Source organism: Erwinia sp. AK-PDG3-5 (genome assembly GCF_056821705.1).
The window spans coordinates 4,032,605-4,057,215 of sequence record NZ_CM165967.1; the positions used below are offsets into that span (position 1 = coordinate 4,032,605).

The 24,611-nt window shown below is 48.8% G+C and carries 18 protein-coding genes and 3 pseudogenes; all 21 read right to left on the reverse strand.

Translation table 11 applies throughout. The annotated features are described in order from the left end of the window. Positions 1-163: 163 nt before the first annotated feature. The 21 genes and pseudogenes from AC1UKS_RS18755 to AC1UKS_RS18855 all read right to left on the reverse strand — a co-directional run bounded on the left by AC1UKS_RS18755 (position 164) and on the right by AC1UKS_RS18855 (position 24,611). Positions 164-442, reverse strand: coding sequence for a hypothetical protein (locus tag AC1UKS_RS18755; RefSeq protein WP_482434799.1), 279 nt, complete (start codon positions 440-442; stop codon positions 164-166). A gap of 534 nt (positions 443-976) precedes the next feature. Then, positions 977-1,447 (reverse strand): SMI1/KNR4 family protein, encoded by a 471-nt coding sequence (locus tag AC1UKS_RS18760; protein WP_482434801.1) that lies wholly within the window; start codon positions 1,445-1,447, stop codon positions 977-979. A gap of 10 nt (positions 1,448-1,457) precedes the next feature. After that, a complete protein-coding gene (locus AC1UKS_RS18765; protein ID WP_482437043.1) occupies positions 1,458-1,733 on the reverse strand; it encodes an HNH/ENDO VII family nuclease in 276 nt (91 codons plus the stop codon). A 95-nt stretch (positions 1,734-1,828) separates the two neighbouring features. Further along, positions 1,829-2,645, reverse strand: a pseudogene (locus AC1UKS_RS18770) (RHS repeat domain-containing protein); the annotation flags it as partial. 139 nt (positions 2,646-2,784) lie between these two features. Next, positions 2,785-3,057 (reverse strand): hypothetical protein, encoded by a 273-nt coding sequence (locus AC1UKS_RS18775; RefSeq protein WP_482434802.1) that lies wholly within the window; start codon positions 3,055-3,057, stop codon positions 2,785-2,787. Between the two features lie 12 nt (positions 3,058-3,069). After that, positions 3,070-3,621: pseudogene (locus AC1UKS_RS18780) on the reverse strand (RHS repeat-associated core domain-containing protein); the annotation flags it as partial. 337 nt (positions 3,622-3,958) lie between these two features. Further along, positions 3,959-4,960, reverse strand: a complete 1,002-nt coding sequence (locus tag AC1UKS_RS18785; RefSeq protein ID WP_482434804.1) for a hypothetical protein — start codon at positions 4,958-4,960, stop codon at positions 3,959-3,961. After that, a complete protein-coding gene (locus tag AC1UKS_RS18790; RefSeq protein ID WP_482434806.1) occupies positions 4,960-9,537 on the reverse strand; it encodes an RHS repeat-associated core domain-containing protein in 4,578 nt (1,525 codons plus the stop codon). Before AC1UKS_RS18790 ends, AC1UKS_RS18785 begins: the two co-directional genes overlap by 1 nt. A gap of 3 nt (positions 9,538-9,540) precedes the next feature. Then, complete coding sequence (locus AC1UKS_RS18795) at positions 9,541-9,975, reverse strand: DcrB-related protein (RefSeq protein ID WP_482434807.1); 435 nt, start codon at positions 9,973-9,975, stop codon at positions 9,541-9,543. Further along, positions 9,972-11,897: a type VI secretion system Vgr family protein gene (locus AC1UKS_RS18800; protein WP_482434809.1), complete on the reverse strand. Its 1,926-nt coding sequence runs from the start codon at positions 11,895-11,897 to the stop codon at positions 9,972-9,974. Before AC1UKS_RS18800 ends, AC1UKS_RS18795 begins: the two co-directional genes overlap by 4 nt. Before the next feature lie 135 nt (positions 11,898-12,032). Continuing rightward, entirely contained in the window at positions 12,033-12,479 is a 447-nt protein-coding gene (locus AC1UKS_RS18805; protein ID WP_482434810.1) for a hypothetical protein, read from the reverse strand. 868 nt (positions 12,480-13,347) lie between these two features. Then, positions 13,348-13,713 (reverse strand): hypothetical protein, encoded by a 366-nt coding sequence (locus AC1UKS_RS18810; protein WP_482434811.1) that lies wholly within the window; start codon positions 13,711-13,713, stop codon positions 13,348-13,350. A 23-nt stretch (positions 13,714-13,736) separates the two neighbouring features. Next, a complete protein-coding gene (locus tag AC1UKS_RS18815) occupies positions 13,737-14,045 on the reverse strand; it encodes a hypothetical protein (protein WP_482437079.1) in 309 nt (102 codons plus the stop codon). A gap of 168 nt (positions 14,046-14,213) precedes the next feature. Beyond that, positions 14,214-14,837, reverse strand: a pseudogene (locus AC1UKS_RS18820) (RHS repeat domain-containing protein); the annotation flags it as partial. A 73-nt stretch (positions 14,838-14,910) separates the two neighbouring features. Continuing rightward, the gene (locus tag AC1UKS_RS18825) at positions 14,911-15,510 is read right to left on the reverse strand and encodes a hypothetical protein (RefSeq protein WP_482434813.1); all 600 of its coding nucleotides are present in this window, start codon (positions 15,508-15,510) and stop codon (positions 14,911-14,913) included. A gap of 338 nt (positions 15,511-15,848) precedes the next feature. Continuing rightward, positions 15,849-16,130, reverse strand: a complete 282-nt coding sequence (locus AC1UKS_RS18830) for a hypothetical protein (RefSeq protein WP_482434814.1) — start codon at positions 16,128-16,130, stop codon at positions 15,849-15,851. 2 nt (positions 16,131-16,132) lie between these two features. After that, positions 16,133-20,551 carry an RHS repeat-associated core domain-containing protein gene (locus tag AC1UKS_RS18835; RefSeq protein WP_482434815.1) on the reverse strand — a complete coding sequence of 1,473 codons (4,419 nt, stop codon included), beginning with the start codon at positions 20,549-20,551 and terminating at the stop codon, positions 16,133-16,135. Between the two features lie 3 nt (positions 20,552-20,554). Next, complete coding sequence (locus AC1UKS_RS18840) at positions 20,555-20,998, reverse strand: DcrB-related protein (RefSeq protein WP_151038343.1); 444 nt, start codon at positions 20,996-20,998, stop codon at positions 20,555-20,557. Positions 20,999-21,093: 95 nt separating this feature from the next. Further along, positions 21,094-21,537, reverse strand: coding sequence for a lysozyme inhibitor LprI family protein (locus tag AC1UKS_RS18845; protein ID WP_482434817.1), 444 nt, complete (start codon positions 21,535-21,537; stop codon positions 21,094-21,096). A gap of 40 nt (positions 21,538-21,577) precedes the next feature. Then, a complete protein-coding gene (locus AC1UKS_RS18850) occupies positions 21,578-22,033 on the reverse strand; it encodes a hypothetical protein (RefSeq protein WP_482434818.1) in 456 nt (151 codons plus the stop codon). Positions 22,034-22,070: 37 nt separating this feature from the next. Then, on the reverse strand, positions 22,071-24,611 hold the full coding sequence (locus AC1UKS_RS18855; protein WP_482434819.1) for a type VI secretion system Vgr family protein: 2,541 nt from the start codon (positions 24,609-24,611) through the stop codon (positions 22,071-22,073).

The window sequence follows — 24,611 nt, forward strand, 5'->3', positions numbered from 1 at the left end:
AACCCGATGCAGCCCACCTGACAGAGAGAACAGCTCCAATCCTTTGTCACGCAAGGGCTAACCAAAAGTGGAGCAATATTCCGCGCAGCTATTTAGCTCAGGTAAGCGGTTAAAAATAAAGATGGAAAGATCGGGGGGATGGCTTTCGGCTTGTTATCAGCGATTAGGCATCATTTTCAGCATACTGGATCAACCGTAAGCACCGATCTTGTGCTGAAGGTTTCTGATCAAGGTTCGACAGCCAATCTTCTAAAAACTCTATTGCAAGGAATATTTCTATAAAATATTCTGCATTTATTTTTGCAGCTTGATCCGGCACACCACCACTATCAGGTTCAGTCGCGACAACAACTTCAGAGTCAGGTTTCCAAGGTTTTTTCACATAAATAGTATCGTCGCTATCGAAGCTATCCAGCTGATTTATAACGTCAATCAAAGTCATTTTATTTCCCCCATACGGCATACCCGCCGTAACCATTAGGATGTAATATTTTCCATAAATCACTACCAGGAGTGTGCTTCTTGAAGTCCCCTCACCAGAATTAAAAACATCAAGTGTTTTTTTAATTGAATCGTCAAAATTAACCGAGCCACCATTAAACTTAGCTATTTCTGCACGTAGGAAAACTGCATGTTATAACCATATCCAATAATCATAATCGTTTTCAAATTGAATGACAGTCAATTTATCGATAATTAACTCTGAATTTTTTTAATTCGTCAAAAACATAAAAAATGCATGTAAGTTTAGTTAACGATTCAACAATAGCCTAATCAGTTCTTTTATTTTACATGAAGTATGTTCAATATTTAATCTGATCGATGATTTTACACTTGATAGCTCATGAAGAATATTAGCAAACCTCATTTAACCTTCATATTTATTTGGAAATCGAATCACAGTTAAAAAAAACCACGCGCATTAAATCTTCTTAAATAATTGAAGATTTAATGCTTCCCTAAAAATCATCAAAAATTATATGTCCTCAATAGCTTCTCTAATACTCATCAGCAAAAAACCACCATAACTTTCCGATATTATTTTTTTATCACCTGTACTCTTGAATGACAATTCAGTTTCAACCACTGCAGGTTCGCCATTTTGCCCCAAAATATCTAAATCCAGTGAAAAAGATGGGCCATATCCAGATGATTTTACTTTTATCATTCTTTCACTAATATCACCTCTAGACCTAGCATCCAGAGTTGAAAATAAAACACATGGAACCTGATTTTCTTCTTTACCTTTTTGAGTAATACCATAATAAGTATCACCACAAAAAGATAATGCTCCATAAGCCTTTAAAAAACACTTGTAAGACTCTGGGAATTTCACTCCAAGAAGCGATTCGAATTCCATTATTTTTGCATCCGAAGCCCCTCCAGTGATAAAAGACTCTTCCCCACTAGACTTAATCTCTTTTTCAACATCAGAAATATAACTCATATCCATCTCCTTAGAAATCTAAGGCCCTTGTTTTCCAGTAGGATTTCTTCCATTTATTGAATGGACGCCTATCCATTGAATCTGGAGCGCTGTTGTATGGTCTTCTAATTCCATCAGGTCCAACCCAAAATTTATCCCATTGATTGGAATACATATGGAGGATCCTGTCATTTTCACTGTGATAACTACTTAATATTTCGGCCATTGAACCTGGCTCGTCCTGAGTCAAGTGGTGTAGATTAACCTCAAGTCCATCATTACCTATAGGTGCATCACCTTTTCTCATCCTTTGAATATTTGTTCGCCCAAAAGCATCGGTATAATTAGGATCAAAAAGATCGTTGCGTTGATAAACCTTGCGACCTGCGACTTCTTTAGCTGCCCAACAAGCAAGCCCCAGCGGATCAACCCAAACCAGCGGATCCCCAACATAACTATAAGTATTCAATCCACCACTCAACCCTATCGGGTCAGGCTGGGTAAACCTACCGCCCACTGGGTCATAATAGCGGAATAAATTGTAATGCAGCCCGGTTGATTCGGCACCTGCGGTGCCTCACCCCTTTGGGGCCATCGCTGAAGCGATGTTCAAATTTGCTGTCGCAAATTAGTCCCTGTGCAGGTACTGCCCCTGGAAGCGCAGATTTTGCGGCACTGACTGGAAGCCATTGCTGCTCTCCTGCCCGGTCATTCCCCAAGTGGAGAACCGGCCGCGCCAGACGACTTCCCCCTCTTGGTTGGTCATCCGCTCGGGCAGACCATTCAGTTCGGTGTGGTACCAGAAAATATCCGCCTGTTCGCCAATGCTGTCGACCCGTGCCAGCGGCTCCCAGCTTCCTTCGCTGTACAGATACTGCATGTTGCGATCCGGCAACAAGCTGCTGCTTTCGCCCACCATCCGCATGCCGCTCCACAGGAAGGAAATCGTCTCCTCCGGCTTATGGTAGCGATGCAGGATTTTTTGCGTGCGGCGCCCCAGCGCGTCATAGCGGTATTCTGCCCGGCTGAACTCTTTATGCCCGCTAAAACGTACTTTCGCTATCCGCTGCTCATCATCATAGCGGTAATGCTGCTCTACGGCATCTGGCCCGGTTTCCCGCCAGGTCATCCGCCCAAAACCATCGTATGCCCAGCGCGCGCCTTTCAGCCTCTGCAACAGATTGTGCCAGACTATCTGACGCGGTTTATCGGTCTGGGAGACGCGGTTGCGGCGGGAGAAAATTAGGCTAAAACGGCATAGGCGGGATATTAAGCAGAGCCGGCAGCAGGGGCTGGCCTTAGTCAGCGGCTAAAAATTAAGCCGGAAGGTTCAGAGGGATCACTTCCGGCTTATTTAACTATACTTCTCTTTCTAAATAGCTATCGACTGCTTTTTCCATTCTGTCCAAGACATCTGTAATTGGATTAAGGTAGTAGTTATACATTTCTGCATAACGACGGGCAAAGCCTCTTAACGGATTATTCTTTATTTCATTATTAATGACTTTCACTTTTAACCGTTCAAGATCATTAATAATAGTTCGCAAATCTTCTTTGTGCTCAGTTTTTATAACCGCTTCAATATTATTAATTGTTTTATCTATTTCAGATAAAAGTGGTTTTTTATCCAAGAGTAATATCCTTCATAAAATTCTCACATCACTTATCCAGGATAGAGGATAACCCTGTGGTAACAGTACCTGGTCTGCTCCTCCTTCAAGTACAGAACCAGACAGCATAGTTTGTTTTTCAACTTTACCTACCTGAAGAATAGTTCCTTTAGGTACGTTAATTACCGCTTCAAATTGCCTTGTATTCTTCCACTTAGGTAATAGAGTGGAATCTATTTTAGACTGAATTCTATTTAAAGCAGGAGATGTGCTAACAAATGAACCATCTATTTTCGCATGACCACCAAACATCCGATATAAGGTAACATCTTCAGTAGTCATGACTGTTTTATATTCGCCATTTTTAAATGAATCTTTAATCCATCCTGGTAAGCTGGCCTTATCTATTTTTTTATATTTACCGTGCAGACCACATTTACTCAGCCCCAGCGGATCAACCCAACTCAACGAATTCTGTGCGTAAGCGTACTGGTTTAATCCACCACTTAACCCTATCGGGTCAGGCTGGGTAAACCTACCGCCCACTGGGTCATAATAGCGGAATAAATTGTAATGCAGCCAGGTTGATTCGGCCCCTGCGGGGCCTCACCCCTTTGGGGCCATCGCTTAAGCGATGTTCAAATTAGCTGTCGTAATATAGATATAGTATCGGTATTAATTTTTAGTGGCGTCAACTGTCGGAACTACTGATATATATGGTTGTACAGATATCTCATAATTTTATTTTTTTTCATAGCCATGATAAAAGGAATATCCCAGCGCCATTAACGCTAATGATGCACTGGAAATAGAAATGATCAAGTTTTTTTCTCCATATTTAATTCCATAATTTTTCTTCCTTGTGGTAGTAAATGATTAGATACTAATAAATTTAAAGTTAATATCAAATCTCATTTTAACATTAAAATTCACTATAATTAATTTTTAAAATATCAGTTTGTAATAAAGGCTCTATCTCACCAGGCACATTACCAAACCGCTTCAAATAAAAAGTCGGAATCGGATAATCGCTATCGCTTTGAGAAAATGCATTTTTTACGTAGAGTTTCAGACAAACATACCCACCAATTCCATTTATTTCAATAGATGGCCAGATTTTCTTTTTACAAGCATTCCAATCTTGCAACTCATTACCTGGAATAATACTATACTTCCCCACTCCCTCTCTAAACTTATAAACACCACGATAACCAGTATACTCCCCAATTAACAACTCAAGATCTTCATGCTTACTAGAATTAATATAGTACACCCAGGGAGTGTGCCCCCAGCTTAATATCATCAACCCTTCGTCAAAAATCTCACTTGCTATCTCAGTAGTCGTAAACTCTTCAACAAGATCATTTGATTTCGCTTTAGCAGAAATAAAGCCATCAAATGCATCGATGTCTACAATGACAAATCCTAATGCTCCATAAGCATCAAAAACTTGGACACTATTTTTAATGGTATCAATTTTATTGGCGCTAGAATTTTTTTCATCAGAAATCACTACATATAAATTAAATATCTTTGCAATTTCCACGTAATCCCTTTTAGACTCAGGAATATGGCCTTTAGCGACATAGGGAATATCAGTCGAACTAAAAATAAATAATCTTTTACCTTCTAATAAGTTTATAGATATAGATTCATCATAAAAGTTATTAACTTTATTATCATTAGTATTTAACTCGAACTTCAAATCAGAATAAACACTCTTTTCTAATTCTAACTGAAAACTTTCCTTAATATAAATAAAGCTTTCATCTAAATTATCAACTTCTTCAAAATTAAGAATCAGTTTACCTCGAAATCCCTTAGGGAAAAATGTTCTTAAGTCAATAGATTTATTATCAATAGTTAGCTCTGCTCGATTAACTGACGTTGTACTATCTACTGCATAGATTTTCTTAGTATTCACTATTTACCCCCACACTTAACTGTATTTGCCCAGTTTTTGGTAACATCCCAGGCTTGAGCTGCCGTCACATTTTTCGCCAAAAGTTGACCTTTTGTACCAGAGGAAGTAATTAAATGGACATCTCCTCGAATATTTTTCAACTCTGGATTATTGTAATGTTTTTCAAGAGAATTTAACCATTCATCCTTCGTTAGTCCAGACTTTATCACTGCAGATGGTTTAACTAATGGCTTCGTGCTTGTTCCAATTCCGTTATAACCATGCATTGCACTGTGCTCGATATTCGACCATTGAGAATTATCCCAATACATAGCTGGAACGTTCGTCTGAGAATTGAACGGCGTAATGTCCAAATGAGTTGCAACTTCATGAGGGACCATATGATGACCTTGATTCACAGGGTTACTCAATGGCATTAGCCCCAGCGGATCAACTATAGACATCGGGTCAGTCACATAGGCATAAGTATTCACCCCACCCATCAACCCTATCGGGTCAGGCTGGGTAAACCTACCGCCCACTGGGTCATAATAGCGGAATAAATTGTAATGCAGCCCGGTTTCCCTGTCCAGGTACTGCCCCTGGAAGCGCAGATTTTGCGGCACTGACTGGAAGCCGCTGCTGCTCTCCTGCCCGGTCATTCCCCAGGTCGAGAATCGTCCGCGCCAGACGACTTCACCCTCTTCGTTGGTCATCCGCTCGGGCAGGCCATTCAGTTCGGTGTGGTACCAGAAAATATCCGCCTGTTCGCCAATGCTGTCGACCCGTGCCAGCGGCTCCCAACTTCCTTCGCTGTACAGATACTGTGTGTTGCGATCCGGCGTTAAGCTGCTGCTTTCGCCCACCATCCGCAGGCCGCTCCACAGGAAGGAAATCGTCTCCTCCGGCTTGTGGTGCCGATGCAGGATTTTTTGCGTGCGGCGGCCTAGCGCGTCGTAGAGGTATTCCGCGCGGCTGAACTCTTTATGCCCGCTAAAGCGGACTTCCGCTATCCGCTGCTCATCGTCATAGCGGTAATGCTGCTCTACGGCATCTGGCCCGGTTTTTCGCCAGGTCATCCGCCCAAAACCATCGTATGCCCAGCGCGCGCCTTTCAGCCTCTGCAACAGATTGTGCCAGACTATCTGACCCGGTTTATCGGTCTGGTTGCCAGCCGCGTCCCAACTGAAATGTTCCGTGTTATGGGGCTGAACGGCGCCGGTAATCTGCCCCGTCGCATCGTAGCCAAAGCGTTGCTGGTACTGTGCCCATTCGTTCTGACCCGTGGCGCTGTCCAGAACCCGTTGCTGCAAGACCTGATCCAGACGATCCCAGTTATAACGACGCTCAAAAACAGCGCCCGAACGATCTTCAAAGCCACTGCGCCGCATCACAATACGGCCCACCGGATCGTAGCGGGTTTGCTGATTCAACGGCCCCTGAGTCCGTCCCACTTCGCGGTGGAGCTTGTCACGCTGATAGCCGGCAATCTCAACCTGTTTACCGCCCAGCTTCAGGTTCATCTGCAGCAGATGCCCGGTACCGTAGCGTAGGCAGTTTAGTTCGCGGCCGTCCGGCAGCGTGCTGCCGATAAGATTACCCAGCACATCGTACTGATGGGCGATCGCCCCAGCGCTGCTTTCCTCGAAAGTGAGGTTGCCGACCGCATCGCTGGTCAGCGTAATCACCTCAGCGTCAGTGACCTCAAAGCCGCCTGTCCGGGCGCGCTGCCAGCTTTCGAGAGACATCTTTTTGATATCCACCCGATCGGGGCCGTAGTGATATTCGGTACGGTTCTGCCGGGTGAACTTAGCCGTCAGACGGTTCACCACATCGTATTCAAACCAGGTCGAGTGCGGTGAAAGCTGTTCATCTGCCGCATTCAGCGGTGACTGGGTGACCTCGATAACCTGACCCAGATCGTCATAGCGATAGCTTTTACGTCTGCCGGCATAGTCGATCTGCGCAAGCAGACGTTGGCCGTTATCATATTCAAACTGCCAGCGATCGTTGTTGGGGTTGATCAGTGCGGTCAGGTGGCCAAAACGATTGTACTGATAGCGGGTCTGATGCCCGGCCTGATTGATTTCCGTGACGATCTGCCCACGAACATTGCGCTTAACCCGACGTTCGGAAAAACCGTCAATATTTTCACCGGTGAGCATCCAGGCGGCATCATATTCATACTCGGTATCGCGACCATCCGGACGGGTCAGACATTGCAGTCGCCCGGCGTTGCTCCACTGATAGCGGGTGGTATTTCCTTCGGCATCGCAACTGGCGATCAGCCTGCCTGCCCCATCATACTGGTTATGGCTTTGATGGCCGGAACAGTCCTCATCACGTTGGATCTGACCGCGATCGTTCCACCAGAAGCGATGCGTGTTCTCCAGCGCATCGGTGCGGGTGACCAGGTCACCCTGCGCATTCCACGTGAAGCGGGTTAACCCGCCCAGCGGATCGATCACCGCCACCACATCACCGGCAACGTTGTACTGGTATTCCCAGACCGCACCGTCAGGCAGGACTTCTTTCAGTGGGAAAGCGTAAGAAGGATGCCAGGTGGTGATGGTGGTTCGATCCGCCGGATCGCGCACCATCGTCAGGTTGGCACGCTCGTCATAGCCGTATTCCCATACCCTTCCACCCGGCGCCTCGGTTGCCATCAGCAACTCGCCTGCCCAGCGCCAGCGCCAGTGCGCCCCGTAGCTGTCGGTGTATTCCGTAATACGGCAAAATTCATCCCAGCGATGCAGGGTGGTTCCGCCGGAAAAACAGGTCACTGACGCGCTGCGATCCTGTTCATCCGCGTCGATCACCCAGTGTTCGAGTGTGGCCCTGTTTTCATCCAGCACCTGATACTCATAAACCCGCCAGTAGCGCGGATCGATCGACGGCTTCCACTGATATTCCACCGTCAGTCCGGTGGCATAACTGTGCGATGCCATCAGATCGCTGGCACGATCCCAGCTGAAGCGTCGGGTGATCACGCCATCAGCATCCTGCACCGTCGTCAGCTGTCCTTCAGGATTGTAGCTGTAGCGCACCAGCGGCCGATGTTCTTCCCCCACCACCTGATGCAGTGCAATCAACCGCCCCTGCACCGGCTCATAACTCAGCCGGACATCGAGGGCCTGGTTATCTCCCTCAATGGCCACCAGCTGCCCGGCGTCATTCCACTGGAAGTGCTGACAGTTTTCATGACGATCGTAAATGCGCCCAATGCGCCATTCACCTACGCGGGTGGGATCGGGCTCATACAGGTGAAACTCGCCCTGCGCGGTTTGCATAATGATCACCCCCTGAAGGGTGCAATAGAGCGTGAAGCCCTCTTCATCAAAATGAATCACATCGCCAGGGCTGACTTCCCCTAATCCCAGCTCCTGCCCGGAGATATCCCGCCACATAAACGCGTATGAACCATCCTCATGACGGAAACGAATCAGACGGGTTTCAAACGGCAGCATCCAGCCGGTCCCCAGCATTCCACGGCTGAGATTTCGGCTGTTATAGATACGTTGCCAGTAAAGCGGAAGGCGATCTTCAAGCACAAAATCCAGCTCTTCTTCGCCAGCAAGGATCTTCGCGCCGGTGGCGTAATTCACCGGATGCGAACCCTGTACTGCGGCGATGGCAACCGCGCCCGCCACCTGTCCACCGGCCTGAGAGGCGATGATGCAGGTGATCTGGCGCAATGCACGTCGGGCAGCAATACGGGTAAAGAGTTGCTTCAGCAACTGCGCCCCTTCTTTACCGATGCCACCGCCCACGATTCCGCCAAGGAAATACGCGAGGAAGTTTTTTCCACTGCGAATATCACGGACCACAACACTGTCGCCACCGATACGCACCCGGGGATTTTCACTGACCTGAATTTTGGCTTCACAGGTACTGCGGTCGCCATTACGTGCAGCCGGGTGCCCGTTAATCAGCACTTTTTTCGACCCTTCAGCGATAAAATTCACGCTTTCGGCGAGATGTCCTTTGGTGCAGGCCACCGTATCTTTGCTGGCTGGCGTGGCATACGGGCTGGCACTGGCCACCGTCGGTTGCACCAGGTCATCCCACAGGCTGCCAAACCAGTGTTTTACCGAGTCACCGCTGGTGCTGCTGACTTTATCCCACAAGGCACTGGCGGTTGCGCCAGGATGGCTGACCGCAGAGGCGATACCCGCCGCCACGGCCATAGCGATATCCAGTGCGCCGGGCTGTTCTTCACTTCCTGCCTGAGGCGAATTAAGCCATTCATGATTAACCGTGCCGGCGGCGCGCGCGGCGGGTTTACCCATTATTCTGACAGTGTCTGAACCACTGGTGATGAACGCATCCGGTGGGCCGCGCATGCCCAGCATATCTAACAGGCCATCAACCGCCTCTCCGGCCTTATTCCCCAGCTTTTCCGGATAACCGGACGCCATGGCGGCCACGGTTAAACCCACCCCGACGGCGAGCCCCACGCCGGTGCTGGAGATCAGCGCGGCACCAAACAGAATTCCGCCGTAAATCGCCCCTTCAACCACGCCACTGACAAAATCGGCAATGACAGAGCTGTGAACCAGCGGATCGCCCAGCCGGGCAGCAATCAGTTCGTCAGACATGAATCAGGCCTCCTTGCCTGTGGCAGGAACAAAGCCCAGCTTGATGTTTTGCCAGGCCGCCAGAGAGGCCTCATCGAAACTGGCTGCACGGCTGAAGGTGACCGCCATCAGGTGGGTGTCCAACATCACTACCAGCAGCTTTTGCATCACCACCACGCCATGATTTTCAAAATGCATACTCACTTCACGTGCAGGGATGCCGCCAAACGTCGTGTCCTCCACGGCGTCTGCAGCAAACTTTTTCATGTCGCGTTTTACTTTCGCTAACTGCTGCTGCAGATAGGCTTCTTCCTCACCCGCCTTCACTTCCCAGGCACGGGTAACCACCAGCGAAGCCCCGATCTTTGGCAGTTTTAGCAAGGTGATGCTTTGTTCCTGTACGGCTTCCGGAAGCGGAAGCGTGCCTTCGGTAAGGTGATAATTAACTGGCTGACTCATTTGCTGCTCCCTTTATTCTGAAACGCTTCCATAACGTCATTTTTGATTTCATCCGGCGTTGGCGAAGGCTGAGCCGCCGTGCCCGGCACATTAATATTGAGGTCGAGCGTCCCGCCGGTATTGATTTCACCCTGCCCGCTGGCATTGATTTGGAACTGTTTGCACTGCATGGATATGGTGCCGTTAGGCATAAGCGTCAGCATGCTGTCACCTGAAACCAGACTGATACCTTCCCCGGAGGCCAGCACCATTCCTCCCTGCACCTTCAGCACGTAATCGCTGCCGACCAGCTCACTGCGCGTCCACTGTGTTTTCTGATCGTAAGTCCCGGACACGGTGCTGCTGAGGGCTTTTTCCACGCTGATGGTCTGGTTGCCACCGACGGTTTGCGTTTCATCCGCCTTCACATGGGTATCCATGTTCTTCTGCGCCTGGATCCACACCTGCTCTTCCCCGGCCTTATCTTCAAAGCGCAGGGCGTTGGCGTTGTCCGGCGAACCGTCCTTCGAGCGGCTGAGGAAGCCCATCTGGGTAGCCGCTGCCGGCAGTGCCCACGGCGGCATGCTCGCTTCGTTGTAGACCCGGCCGGTGACGATCGGCCGGTCCGGATCGCCGTTGATAAAGTCGATCACCACCTCGTCGTTGACGCGCGGGATCTGCACGCCACCGAAGCCCTGACCCGCCCAGGCGCTGGAGACGCGCACCCAGCAGGAGCTGGTGTCGTCGCCTTTTGCCAGCCGGTCCCAGTGGAACTTCACCTTGATGCGGCCGTATTTGTCGGTCCAGATCGACTCGCCTTTCGGCCCCACCACCTTCGCCGTCTGCGGGCCGTGGGTGCGCGGCCATTCTGCCGTCGGCTGCGGCCGGAAGGTGACGTCGGACGGGATCACCACGATATCCACCTTGTGGATGGTGCTGCCGCTGTTGCTGCTGGCGTAGCTGTTCTCTTCGAAATCGTAAACGGCCTTAATCGTCAGGTATTCGCCGTTATCGCTGAAGAACGGCGCGTTCAGCAGGGTGAAGGTGTTGCCCGGCGCCAGCCCCAGCGCGGTGCCGGAGGCGGTGACCTGCTGGTGCTGGGCCTGCCACACTTCCTGACGAATTTTGGCGTAAAACTCGCCGTGGTCGTGGTCGATAAAATGACCCGGCCAGTCGTAGACGTCGATTTGCCCCGGCGACGGTGAGGCCGGATTCTGCCGGGCCTGGAACATCCACGCGTTGGGCTTGCGGAAGTCGTAGTCATCGATGCTGTACAGCCCCGGCGTCACCTGGTCTTCCAGGCTCCACAGGCTGATGCCCTCTTCGCTGGTCGAGCCGCCGGACGGGGTGACGTGGTACGGAATGGTTTCGTAGCCGCTGAACGGCTGATGCTGCTGCGCGCTGTCCATCAGCACCATGGTGTGTTTATCCGCTTCATGGCGGAAGTAGTAGTAAATCCCTTCCAGCTCCATCAGGCGGCTGATGAAGTTAAAGCTGCTTTCCTGATACTGCACGCAGTATTCCCACACGCGGTAGTTGCCGGTGAGCTTGTCTTCTACCGTTACGTTGTATTCGGAAAGCAGCGTTTTGATGATTTGCGTTACCGTCTGGCTCTGGAAGATGCGCAGGTTTCTGTCGCGCTTCAGGGGCCACAGGTCGGGCTCCATCACCAGGCTGTAGACCGCATAGCGCGTGCCGCTCAGCTCGGTGCTGCTGACCGACACTTTGGTGATTTTCCCGTTCAGGTAACGGGTTGCCATCAGGTTCTGGGTGGGGATGGAGACGGTCATGGGCTGCCCCAGCAGGGCCTTACGCTCAATGCGGGCATCGGTGCTCAGGAGCTGGACGGTGATTTCAAACGCGCTGGAAAGCGCCTCCGTGCCGTTCAGTTTCCAGAACAGCAGGCCGTCCATCGGCAGTTGAACTGTAATGCGATCAAGCATGATGATTTCCCTGAAAGACTGCGCCCGGCCGGTGATGGGCCGGGCTGAATGAAGAAGAGGGGGAATGCAAAAAGAACCGTACCTTCAGAAGGACGTTGCGATTAAATAGGGCAGAAGAGTGTGTGTTCAAAAAATCTATCCGAACGATCCGGACAACCAAATTCCATAAAAAATCAAAATACTGCCAAGTGATATAAGACATTTTGCCAATATAAAAAGTGGAGGTCCAAAACGCTTAGAGATATCGTCTATTTCTGGGTAATTATCTTTATTGTGGTCACGATGAAATAAAATTATTCTTGAAAAGATACCCCCTATCATTACAATAAGAAACCTATTCCTAATAAAAGCGTTAATCGACATCCAAAGCATTGCCGTGAGGTTTCTTCCTGTGGAAAGTGAAATAACACCCACCACAGTTGCAAGAAATTTAAAAACAAATGCTAAGATAAACATAATGCAGAAAGAAGCCAGGAATTTTAGGCCAAATAAAACCCATTCCTTCTTGTTAAAAGAATCCTTTCCATTCCAGATATAAAAAATAGTAATTGACAAGAAAAAAGCAAATGCTAGATATCTCATTTAAATACCATCATAGTTTTGTAAAGTGGCCCCAACATTCACCGATCAAAAAGTCCTTTCTCCAACAAAATAATAGCAATAGTTCCTAAAGTTCCCAGAACAACAAAATCGCCACCACTTCCAATTATTATTAAAACCATTCCCATTAAATACACACATGAATATAATGAATAAAAAACACACAAAACCTAACCATTTTTTAATAGCATCATATGCGAAAAATATAATTAACCGACTGAGATAAAAACCAATAAGAATTTTCGATATTTATTCATAAGCAATTGAGCGAGCTTAAACTCTTTCTAATTAGCAAGGTTATACTGCATTCTATTACGAAGTTGGCGAGAAACAGGAAGTAAGAGATGCCTGTATCGGTCTGTATAATCTCCCAAGATAACCTCATATTCTCTTATGTCGATCATGGTCTTTCTCATATTTTGATATTTAATCAATAAAGAAACCGACACATAATAAAACAACCGAATCACCATAACATTTTATAATTAAATAGATATTACAAAAAATGACACTCGAGAGGTGTTTATTTTTTTGATATCCCTATATTTTAATTTATTCATTCAATTCATCATTTAACTTCAGGTGAAGTTTAAAAACATCTTTGTCATGAGGTATATCCGGTGATATTTCCCAAGATCAAAGCATATGAACCATAGGACCTCCTACCTATATTCATCTTAAAAAAACCCTCTAACCCAGATACTTCAGAAATCCTCGCTTGTAAATTACTCCGGTATAATTTTAGATGACAGTGATGAAAATATATTTCAGATTTAATAATCGCGAAATTCTCATTTTGAATTTCTTCATTATCTAAAGCAGCATACTAATATATCATCAGGAATCAATTTTAGTAAGCTGGTGCCCCTCTTACTAAATCTTTCTTAGTTAGGTCAAGTGAATAGTGCCAGTCATACCAACCCTCTAATTTTTCTTCAAAAATGCAAATTATTAAAACATTATTTGATTGATCTTTTGTCAGATAAGAAAAACAAGCCCCATCAGGAGGAGAACATGAAAATAGCTTAACACCATATGCATTAATTACTGTCAATATATCAGGATAGGCTTGTGGGCCACTTAAAATCATTATTATTTTATTACATTCATCTTCTGATACTTGATCGATATTTTCAATTATATAGCCATATTCTTTCTCATCAAAACTCCATTTAACTGAGCCCTTATCTTTATCTATTTCTAAATTTCTTATCATTTTATTATCGTGGCCTTACATAGTTAAGGTTTAAGTGGTTGCTCATCGAGAACTTCCAAATAATTCATCCTATCTCTCGGCGAAACATTCATTTCAACTTGAGAACCACCGCCTGTGAGATAAGTACCAGCACCTTTATCAACTTGAGGTCCAACAGCCCCTATTTTAACTGGCAATGGATGTTTGACTTCATAAGTTATAACTCGATCTATCTCGGGTTTCCATTCGTTTTTAACTGCAAGTTCGTTCCGAACATAGGATACATTTGGAATATCATCAAATGTTGCAAATCCACCGGGCCTTGTAGCAGGTTGCCCTGGAGAGACAGCCATCTTTATTCTTATTTCGGGTATGAGAGTGGCTTCTAAAGGTGAGCTATTTACTGGCCAAGGAGACTGTTCACGAATGAGTTTCTGGTAAGCTGCAGCAGATTCGGTTGAAGTTTTGAAATGACCACGATGCTGCCGCTGGAATGCATTCCAAGTGTTATCGCGACTACATTTAGATTTTAAACCTAAGGGATCAACCCACCCCAGCGGATTCGGCGCATAAGCATATAAGTTAATCCCACCCGCCAGCCCTATCGGGTCAGGCTGGGTAAACCTTGCGCAGTCGGGGTCGTAATACCTGAACAGATTGTAGTGTAACCCGGTTTATTCGGCCCCTGCGGTGCCTCACCCCTTCAGGGCCATCGCTGAAGCGATGTTCAAATTTGCTGTCGAAAAATAGTCCCTGTCCAGGTACTGGCCCTGCATTCTCAGGTTTTGCGCAAATCCGGGCGATTTTAACGGCTCTTCACGCAGCAATTTCCCCCAGGCGCCGTTATGTCCGTGCCAGCGGAGCTGGCCCTGTTCGTCGGTTAACCGCTCCGGCGTGCCGTTGGGATGACAGTGATACCAGTAGATTTCCGGTTCAGTCACCCCGTCAATACGGGCCAGAGGTTCGTAACTGTTCTGATCCGCATAGACATAAGTCAGCGGGATGCTGTCCTGAATTTCCTGTAAAAGCCGCAATCCTTCCCAGACAAAACAGGTTGTCCGTGGTTGACCAATCTGCTCACCGTTCCTGATATTACGGCTGGTTTTGCTGATACGGCGGCCCAGCGGATCGTATCCGAAGCTGACATGAACCCCACCACCATGCCTGGCTTAACGGACGACGTCACTTTCTGTGAAATAATATAAACTTGACTTTTAACTAGCCGTAAAAATAGTCAAAGAACCTGTCAAAGTTTTCATCACCTAATATAGGTTTAATGCGAGCATTCATTTCTGAAACAAAACTATCTTTTATTACATCTTCATCATCGGCTATATCAAAAATTGAGTAACCCCCATATACTATTTCAACAAGCTCAGTTATAGCTGAAATAAAAACACTTAAATCATCAGATATTTTAAAAGGACTTCCAGAATCATAATTAGCATATACAGGAGTTCCAGCTTCATCAACTATAGCCATAATAGGTTTACCACCTCCATTGTCGTCTGCAAAAACGATATGATTTTCTGGTAATCCTTCGTAACCTATTTGGGCCTTATCAAGCTGCTCAGCTGAAAATAGCTTAATCGGTGTAAAGCCTGTCTCTATCTTTTCTCCGGAAGGATTGAATTTATCAAAATAAAGCTCAAGCCCCTGAGATTTTGATAATTTTACTTTAATCTTATCTGAAAAAATATTCTTCGGTTTCTTTCCTGCATTTAAAGATATTGAATATTTTTCACAAACATCAATGAACTGGTCCAAAGATTTTTTGAGGCACTCAAAAAATAAAGTTCTAATTATAATAATTCGCATCAAAGTAATCCTAGACCATCCATAATAGTAATGAGTTTATAAACGTAATACCCTGCCCAAGAACCGCCCTCAGAAGCTTATATTTTGCCCACATACATGAAATTGATACAGGTTCCCTACTCAGTAACTTCCAAGTGGAGACGCGGTCGCGCCATACCATGCGACCCTCATTGCTGGACATTTGCTCTGGTAGTCCCCACAGATTTGAGTCATATCAGATAATATCAGCCTGTTTACCAATGATGCTGAACTGAAGGTGCGGAAATGTTTGAACCCGCTTTACGGCTAAAAACTATTAAGTTCAATGGAATTGCTTTCTGTATTTGAGTTGAGAATATTTATGCCATCCGCATCACACATTCCCGAAGGCGTTTCAACAACTCTGGATCCTCAAGGCAATCGACCGGTCTAATGCCATCTAGCGCCGGAACTTCTTGTTCTATCCACCATAATGCTTCTTTTATTCCTCTTTTACCATAAATAATTACTGCAAGATCCAAACAGCCATTTAACTCATCCGCCAATAAATGGGCATTATCATCCAGATAAGCTTCTGAAAATATTTTTACCGATAGTTCCCATGTTTCATCCCCAGCATAATATTTTTCTAATCCCGCCATAACTAAAACCCTAAAAATGAAATTAAATTAGACCCCGTTGGATTTCGTGCTGACGGTGCCAGTATACCATCATAACCTTGTATTTTAGCCCATTTTCCCAATTGGTGAGTCACATCATACTCTTTTCCGGTAATATCTTTTAACGATATACCAAGCTGGTCTCTAACATCTTTCCGAGTTAAATCCAAAACATTATTAAGCTGTACTTTTTTACTGGTCAATTCACGAGAAGATAAATCCACTTTCCAATGTGTTACTTCCGCCAAAGCTGTTTTTTTAGAGTTTGCGCCATAAACTCCACCACTTCCTACATCGGTATAACGGTGCCTTGAGCCTATATTCCCGGGATGAGTGGTCCATGTCGTACTCATTCGACGTGGTTCTTCAAATCTGTAAACCGTCCGGTTAATTTTTCTTCCTTTTGGTGCAACTGAACACTTCATTAACCCCAGCGGATCCACCCACCCCAGCGGATTCGGCGCATAAGCATATAAGTTAATCCCACCCGCCAGCCCTATCGGGTCAGGCTGGGTAAACCTTGCGCAGTCGGGGTCGTAATACCTGAACAGATTGTAGTGTAACCCGGTTTCGCGATCCAGGTACTGCCCCTGCATTCTCAGGTTTTGCGCAAATCCGGGCGATTTTAACGGCTCTTCACGCAGCAATTTCCCCCAGGCGCCGTTATGTCCGTGCCAACGGAGCTGGCCCTGTTCGTCGGTTAACCGCTCCGGCGTGCCGTTAGGATGACAGTGATACCAGTAGATTTCCGGTTCTGTCACCCCGTCAATACGGGCCAGAGGTTCGTAACTGTTCTGATCCGCATAGACATAAGTCAGCGGGATGCTGTCCTGAATTTCCTGTAAAAGCCGCAATCCTTCCCAGACAAAACAGGTTGTCCGTGGCTGACCAATCTGCTCACCGTTCCTGATATTACGGCTGGTTTTGCTGATACGGCGGCCCAGAGGGTCGTATCTGAAACTGACATGAACCCCAGCACCATGTCTGGCTTCACGGACGACGTCACTCAGCCGGTGTTCTCCGTCGTACTGATAGCGCCAGCGCTCACCGTCCCGAACTTTCTCTACCGTCCTGCCGTGAACGTCATATTTCCAGCGGGTTCCATGTAATTCCGTCACCCGGTTATGCATCACCGGCTGGTCGCTTTTATCCAGCGGGTTAGACGCGGCATCCCATCGCCACTGCTCATGGTCAGGTAAGCTGCCGTCCTGTTTCAGTAACCTGCCGGCCGCATCATATTGCCACTGCCGCCAGGCGAAAGGATTGTCGTCATGCTCTTCACGCACCAGGTTATTGCGGTAATCATAATCCCAGCGGCGGGACCACTGCCTGGGAGCCGGGCGCTGGCGGGAACCGGTGAACACATCCCGCTGACAAAGCCTTCCAAGCCGATCGTAAGAAACCCGGCTGATTAATTCGCCCTGCGTGCGGCTGGTTTCACGGTGCAGGTTGTCACGACTGAAGCCGGTAATCGGCAGGTTGTCGAGCGCGATATTTAACAGGTGGCCGCTGCCGTAATAAAGGTTTCGCAACCTGCGGCCATCAGGCAGCGTCGTCGCTGTCCGGTTGCCCAGGGCGTCCCACTCATACTCAACTGCACCCTGTTCCCCCGTCTCTTTGATTAACCGTCCAAGCGGATCGTAGGTGAAATCCAGCGCCTGTTCTGGTGCTTCCGTGACGCTCTGATTATCCAGAGCAGGATGGTAAGAAGCCCTGAGCAGCTGGCCTATCTTTGAGTAGTCGAAACGGGTTTCCCCATCGGGCGAGCGTCTGCCGGTTACCTGTCCCCGGGGATCGTAGCGAAAGAGATGGCTGAACTGTGCTGAAGTATCCGCAGCAAAAATACGTTCGGCCACGCGCCCGCTTGCATCATAGCCATAGCGGGTTACAACGCCATCCAGACCGCGCTCTTCAAGTAAAAGCGAGTCGGCTCCCCACTGGAAACCATAGCGCTCGCCATTTTCATTAATCAGGCTGGTCAGCCGGCTGCGGTCATCGTACTCCCGCAATACCTCGCCGCCCTCGGGACTGCGGGTGGCAATTAATCTGCCCGCTTCGTCATACCTGAAGTGACTCTGTTTTCCATCCGCTGCCAGATGCTCAACGGGTAGGCCGCGTTCACTCCAGTGCAGTGTCTCTTCCCAGCCTTCCGGACGTTGCAGAGCTATGGGGCGTCCTGCAGCATCATAAACGTAGTGAGTTTCTTCCCCATCGGGTGCAATTTCAGCGATCAACCAGCCAAGCGGATGATAGCGATAATGGGTGGTAAAACCTGAGCAGTCCATGACGGCAACCACCTGCCCGGCAGCATTGTATTGGTATTTAGATACGCCGCCAGCGGTATCCGTACGGCGGATAACCAGGCCAAAATCATCACGCTCCAGCTGCTCGCTCAAGCCTTCGGCGGAGAACACCTTCGCCAGACCATAGCGTTCGTCATACATGAAACGTACGCCGGTACCGTCAGCTTCGATAATGTGGGTCGGCAAGGCCCGCGTCTCAAGCCACTGCGTGGTGCGGACATACCCGCACGCATCCTCTTCCTCAACCCGGTTGCCCGCTTCGTCGTAACGAAATTTCGTCGTATTACCCAGGGGATCAACCGTTTTGATCAGCTGCTGGTTTGCATCCCAGTCAAAGCGCCAGATTTCTCCCCGCTCATCGACATAACGGGTAATTAGCGATTGAGCATTCCAGAAATGACGATGCTCACGCCCATCACCATGGACAACGCGGGTTATCCCGGTATCCAGCGCATAGGTGAGCGTGCTGCTGTCGCCGGCACTGGTTCTCGTGGCGACCACCCGCCAGTGATCAAAGTACTGCCAGCGATACTCACTGAGCATTCCGCCCGGCAAGCGGTGCGAGCTCATTAGCCCCTCGTCGTTATAGGTAAATGCCCGGGTCACTACGCCGGAGGCATCTGTGACCTGTGCCAGTTGGCCGGACTCAGCATAGACATACGCTATCAGCGGCCAACGGGTTGTACCGTCATCATGAGTGAGGGAGGTAACGCGTAGAGGGAAACGCAGATCTGCATAATCCAGATGAACGTCAATAGCACAAGGCGCATCATGAATGCGGCAAGGGCGTCCCTGCTGGTCATAGTCAATCTCCAGCATGTTGCCATACTCATCACTGAGCGAGGCCAGACGAAGCTGCTCAGGCATACCGCGAAGAGGACGATAGAGGCGCCATACGCTGCCATCCTCGTCAGCAATCGCCAGCTCACCGCCTGGCCCCCGCCGGAAAATCAGGCCATCAGCAGGGCTGTAGAGAGGTTCATTTTCGGCGGGTAATGCAAAACGAAGTTCGCGCCCAAATTCATCGAACCAAAGGCAATCAGTACCCGTGATTTCAAGTCGGGTATCGAACAGAGTTGTCCACCCTGTACCGAAAAGACCTTCCAGCCGTGAACGACTGTTGTAGTTACGTTGCCAGCGGAGAGGAAAGCGCCCCGGCAGGGTAAAATCCAGATCGCTGTCGTCATTAAGCACCTTCGCACCCGTTGCCGCATGCACAGGGTTAGACGAGGAAAAAACAGCGTTAACCAGCATATCCGCTGCCATGCCGCCAATAGCGCCTGAAACCATACAGGGCATATTGCGCAGCACCTCACCGGGCCGCCCTCTGAGTAGCGGTAACAGCATCATTGCTACGGCCAGACCGGGCGTTTTACCGCTTTTGATCTCCCTGACGACCACACTTTCACCACCGATAATGACATCAGGAGAAACGTTATCGGCAACGGTTGCCTCGCAGGTAGAACGGTCGCCGGCGCGGATTGCTGGCTGCCCATTGATCAAAACTGACGAAGACCCTTCCGCCATAAACTGCGGCCCGGGGTGCTTCTCGCAAGCGACCATATCCTGCTGAGTCGGGTCTGCATTCGCCACCGGCCCGGCGACGGAAGGTTGCCAGAACGAATGCGCAATCTGCCCCAGGCTTCCCAGTAATTCCCGTCCGTAGTCCATAAAACTCATGGGGGACTGGCTTTCCGGCACTACCGTGGCGGCTGGCAGTAATTTGGCCGCCGCACGGGCAGCCATTTTATTATTCGTCAGAACGTTATCTGAGCCGCTGATGATTTTTCCGCATACGGACGGGGGAAAAAGGAAGTCACCGACACCACTGGCGACGTTTGCAATGTCATCTGACAGCCCGGTCGCATTGGCCAGCAGGCCACCGATGATGCCACTGAGAACACAGCTTCCTCCTACTGTTGCCAGACCCGCTGCCACTGCGCCCGCTCCTGCCAAAGGCGCGGCGGCCGCAGCTGCGGCACCTACTGCTGCGCCAATAGCGGCATAAGCGGCACCCTCCACCACGATACTGGTTATGTTAGCAAAAATGCTGGAGTGAATAAGTTCGTCATCCTTGCGCGCAGCAGGTTTATTACTCATGACTCAGGCATCCTGTCCGGGAGTGTGGAGGGCTAAGGTATTTTTCAACGCATCCCAGCGGATGGCGTCTTCGTCGGTAAAAGGTCGCAGGGCAGAAAAGGTAAAAACCATCAGCGTGTTTTTTTGTGGAACCTGAACAGCAAGCTGATGCTGATAAAGTGCCTGTCCGTTACGTTCAAACTGACTTGTCACCTCTACAGCACGTATCTGCTGCCCGGCACCCACGCTCACGCGCAAAAACTCAGACTGTTGCAAGTGGGTCATCTGCTCACGCATGCTGTCCCACTGACGGTGAAACTCTTTTTCGAAATCACTGCCGTCCGGAACAGGACCACGGCTGACAATCACCGAGATCCCATTGGCATCATCCCGCAGCACATTCATGCTGTTATCCAGCCAGTCGCTGGCTGGCAGCGAAAAAGATCCTTCATTTAGATGATATTGCATGGCAGTTACTCATTATATAGAGAAAAGATTTAATGGTCAGAAGGCCAATAGCATTGGCTAATTAAGGTTTCAGCGGAGATAAAGCATGAGAATATTTATTGGCGCGCTCGAGTGTCATATCCAGAATACAACCGGTACGCATTGCTACCTGGCGCTTCAATAGCATATTCAGCATCGCATTCTGCATCTCTGAAGGTGATCCAGGCTCGCTGGGATTTTATTGCAGCCGTACGTAAGGCAGCATTAATATTTGCGAGATAGCGTCGATATCCCTCGTTAAGGCGTTTATCTTGAGCCACAGTTTCAATCCTATTGCAATTGACTGTTTCAGCAGATGCACCATTCGCCTGATTGAGACACAAGGAATAATTGCTTGAGCATTCATTTGTTGCGGAATATACATTCAAAGGAAGCATGAAAAAACAGGAGTAAATATATGGCACTTGATTTATTTTATGACATGAAGATAACCTAACCAACATTCCTAAATACCTATAACTTATCGAATTAATTCGAGGAATAATAAAGTCGGTTTTCATCAGGAGTAGAGTGAAAGTATAAATAGCTTTGATTTATCAATTAATTTTTAATAATTACACTACTTAAACATTCAGCCTTATTTTCTGCAAAACTAAATGTCACCACTTGACCTTTTTCATCAGGAACTGAAGAATAGCCGGTAACATCTTCAGATGAGTGTCCTTGAGGTGTTTCGGTAATCACAAGAGAAGGATAATGTTTCCTCACCTCTTCCAATTTAATGCAACGGTCTGATACGTCGACATAGAAAATGAAAGGCTTCTTATTTTCTTTTTTATTTACCCGTAGATTGAGGTTTTTTAACTTTGTTCCATCCAATAACGTGAACTCGGATGAATGATAAAAAGAAAAGTAATGATTTTCTTTATATATATTTAATGGCCCGGGGAGTAATGGCTGTAAAGCATCAGCCGAAACTGATAAAGCAGGGCGAACGCTGTCAATGAAAGACCATATGTTATCATGCATCACTGCTGCTCCTCTGGCAAAGTTCATTATTAGTACCCCTGCACATAGTAGAGAGAATAAAAACTTATTTCGCAGGGAAGTTTTTATCATACCATCCTCCATAATAATCTTCATAGGTCTGCCCCGTATTCGATGTAACCTCTCCTTTACCGAAAATCCTTCCTATAGATTCTTCAGCTTGTACTTTTGTCTTCGCACCACTCTGAAGTTCATCATATACCCTGTTATAAGATGCAGTATTTTCATGATTCCCGGCGACACCGATATCTTCCCCTCTATTGGAAAGGATCTCTCTTCTGACTTCAATATTTTTAAGCGTAGCGGCGCCCTCATCACTAAGTGCACTGTTAAGGTAGCTGTCTTTTGATGAGAAGTCATTTCTAGGTATATATAATGCGTGGCCAGTTTCATGAGCGATTGATTGAACTGCATTGGCGGGATCCTTCAAGTCATTACTGTCAACGGTGATAACTTGCTTACTCCGATTGGCTGTTGTTCCTCCTCCCGCCTTTCCTTCCTTTAGTTCCCATCCTTGCTCCTGAAGCTTCTTAAGATCTTCAGCCAATGTTGGTGATTCGCTGACAAGTTTGTCAATATCTTGCCCAAAAGGCGTGACATCTGGAATATGAGTTTTAGTCGTTGAAAGTGGGGCTGGAGCCAACGCAGGAGCACCAGCCTTACTGCACTTTTTTGCCGGGAATAGCGCCTCCACTGCACTTTTGATATCTGCTTTATGGCCTGCGCCAGGTGCAGCAACTGCCGCAGCGGTGCCATCATTCAGGTTGAGCTTGCCGCCACTGGTGTTGATGTAGCCCTGCCCCTCGACGAAGATATTGAAGCCTTTCCCTTTCATATTGATCTGCCCGGCTGCCGTGAGTTCAATTGCGCTCTCGCCGCACAGTAAACGCAGCGTGGTGCCTGATGCCAGTACGTATTCATCTACAGCTGAATCACTTTTCTTACTTCCGGTGAGGATAGTTTCTCCCACCTTCACACCATGTAACCGGCTTGCTTCAACACGGTGTTGCTCATTTTGCCCTACGTAATGCGAGTGATTTTGGCCGACAGTATGACTGGCATCCGCCTTCACATGGGTATCCATGTTCTTCTGCGCCTGGATCCACACCTGCTCTTCCCCGGCCTTATCTTCAAAGCGCAGGGCGTTGGCGTTGTCCGGCGAACCGTCCTTCGAGCGGCTGAGGAAGCCCATCTGGGTAGCCGCTGCCGGCAGTGCCCACGGCGGCATGCTCGCTTCGTTGTAGACCCGGCCGGTGACGATCGGCCGGTCCGGATCGCCGTTGATAAAGTCGATCACCACCTCGTCGTTGACGCGCGGGACCTGCACGCCACCGAAGCCCTGTCCTGCCCAGGCGCTGGAGACGCGCACCCAGCACGAGCTGGTGTCGTCGCCTTTTGCCAGCCGGTCCCAGTGGAACTTCACCTTGATGCGGCCGTATTTGTCAGTCCAGATCGATTCGCCTTTCGGCCCCACCACCTTCGCCGTCTGCGGGCCGTGGGTGCGCGGCCATTCTGCCGTCGGCTGCGGCCGGAAGGTGACGTCGGACGGGATCACCACGATATCCACCTTGTGGATGGTGCTGCCGCTGTTGCTGCTGGCGTAGCTGTTCTCTTCGAAATCGTAAACGGCCTTAATCGTCAGGTATTCGCCGTTATCGCTGAAGAACGGCGCGTTCAGCAGGGTGAAGGTGTTGCCCGGCGCCAGCCCCAGCGCGGTGCCGGAGGCGGTGACCTGCTGGTGCTGGGCCTGCCACACTTCCTGGCGGATTTTGGCGTAAAACTCGCCGTGGTCGTGGTCGATAAAATGACCCGGCCAGTCGTAGACGTCGATTTGCCCCGGCGACGGTGAGGCCGGATTCTGCCGGGCCTGGAACATCCACGCGTTGGGCTTGCGGAAGTCGTAGTCATCGATGCTGTACAGCCCCGGCGTCACCTGGTCTTCCAGGCTCCACAGGCTGATGCCCTCTTCGCTGGTCGAGCCGCCGGACGGGGTGACGTGGTACGGAATGGTTTCGTAGCCGCTGAACGGCTGATGCTGCTGCGCGCTGTCCATCAGCACCATGGTGTGTTTATCCGCTTCATGGCGGAAGTAGTAGTAAATCCCCTCCAGCTCCATCAGGCGGCTGATGAAGTTAAAGCTGCTTTCCTGATACTGCACGCAGTATTCCCACACGCGGTAATTGCCGGTGAGCTTGTCTTCTACCGTCACGTTGTATTCGGAAAGCAGCGTTTTGATGATTTGCGTTACCGTCTGGCTCTGGAAGATGCGCAGGTTTCTGTCGCGCTTCAGGGGCCACAGGTCGGGCTCCATCACCAGGCTGTAGACCGCATAGCGCGTGCCGCTCAGCTCGGTGCTGCTGACCGACACTTTGGTGATTTTCCCGTTCAGGTAACGGGTTGCCATCAGGTTCTGGGTGGGGATGGAGACGGTCATGGGCTGCCCCAGCAGGGCCTTACGCTCAATGCGGGCATCGGTGCTCAGGAGCTGGACGGTGATTTCAAACGCGCTGGAAAGCGCCTCCGTGCCGTTCAGTTTCCAGAACAGCAGGCCGTCCATCGGCAGTTGAACTGTAATGCGATCAAGCAT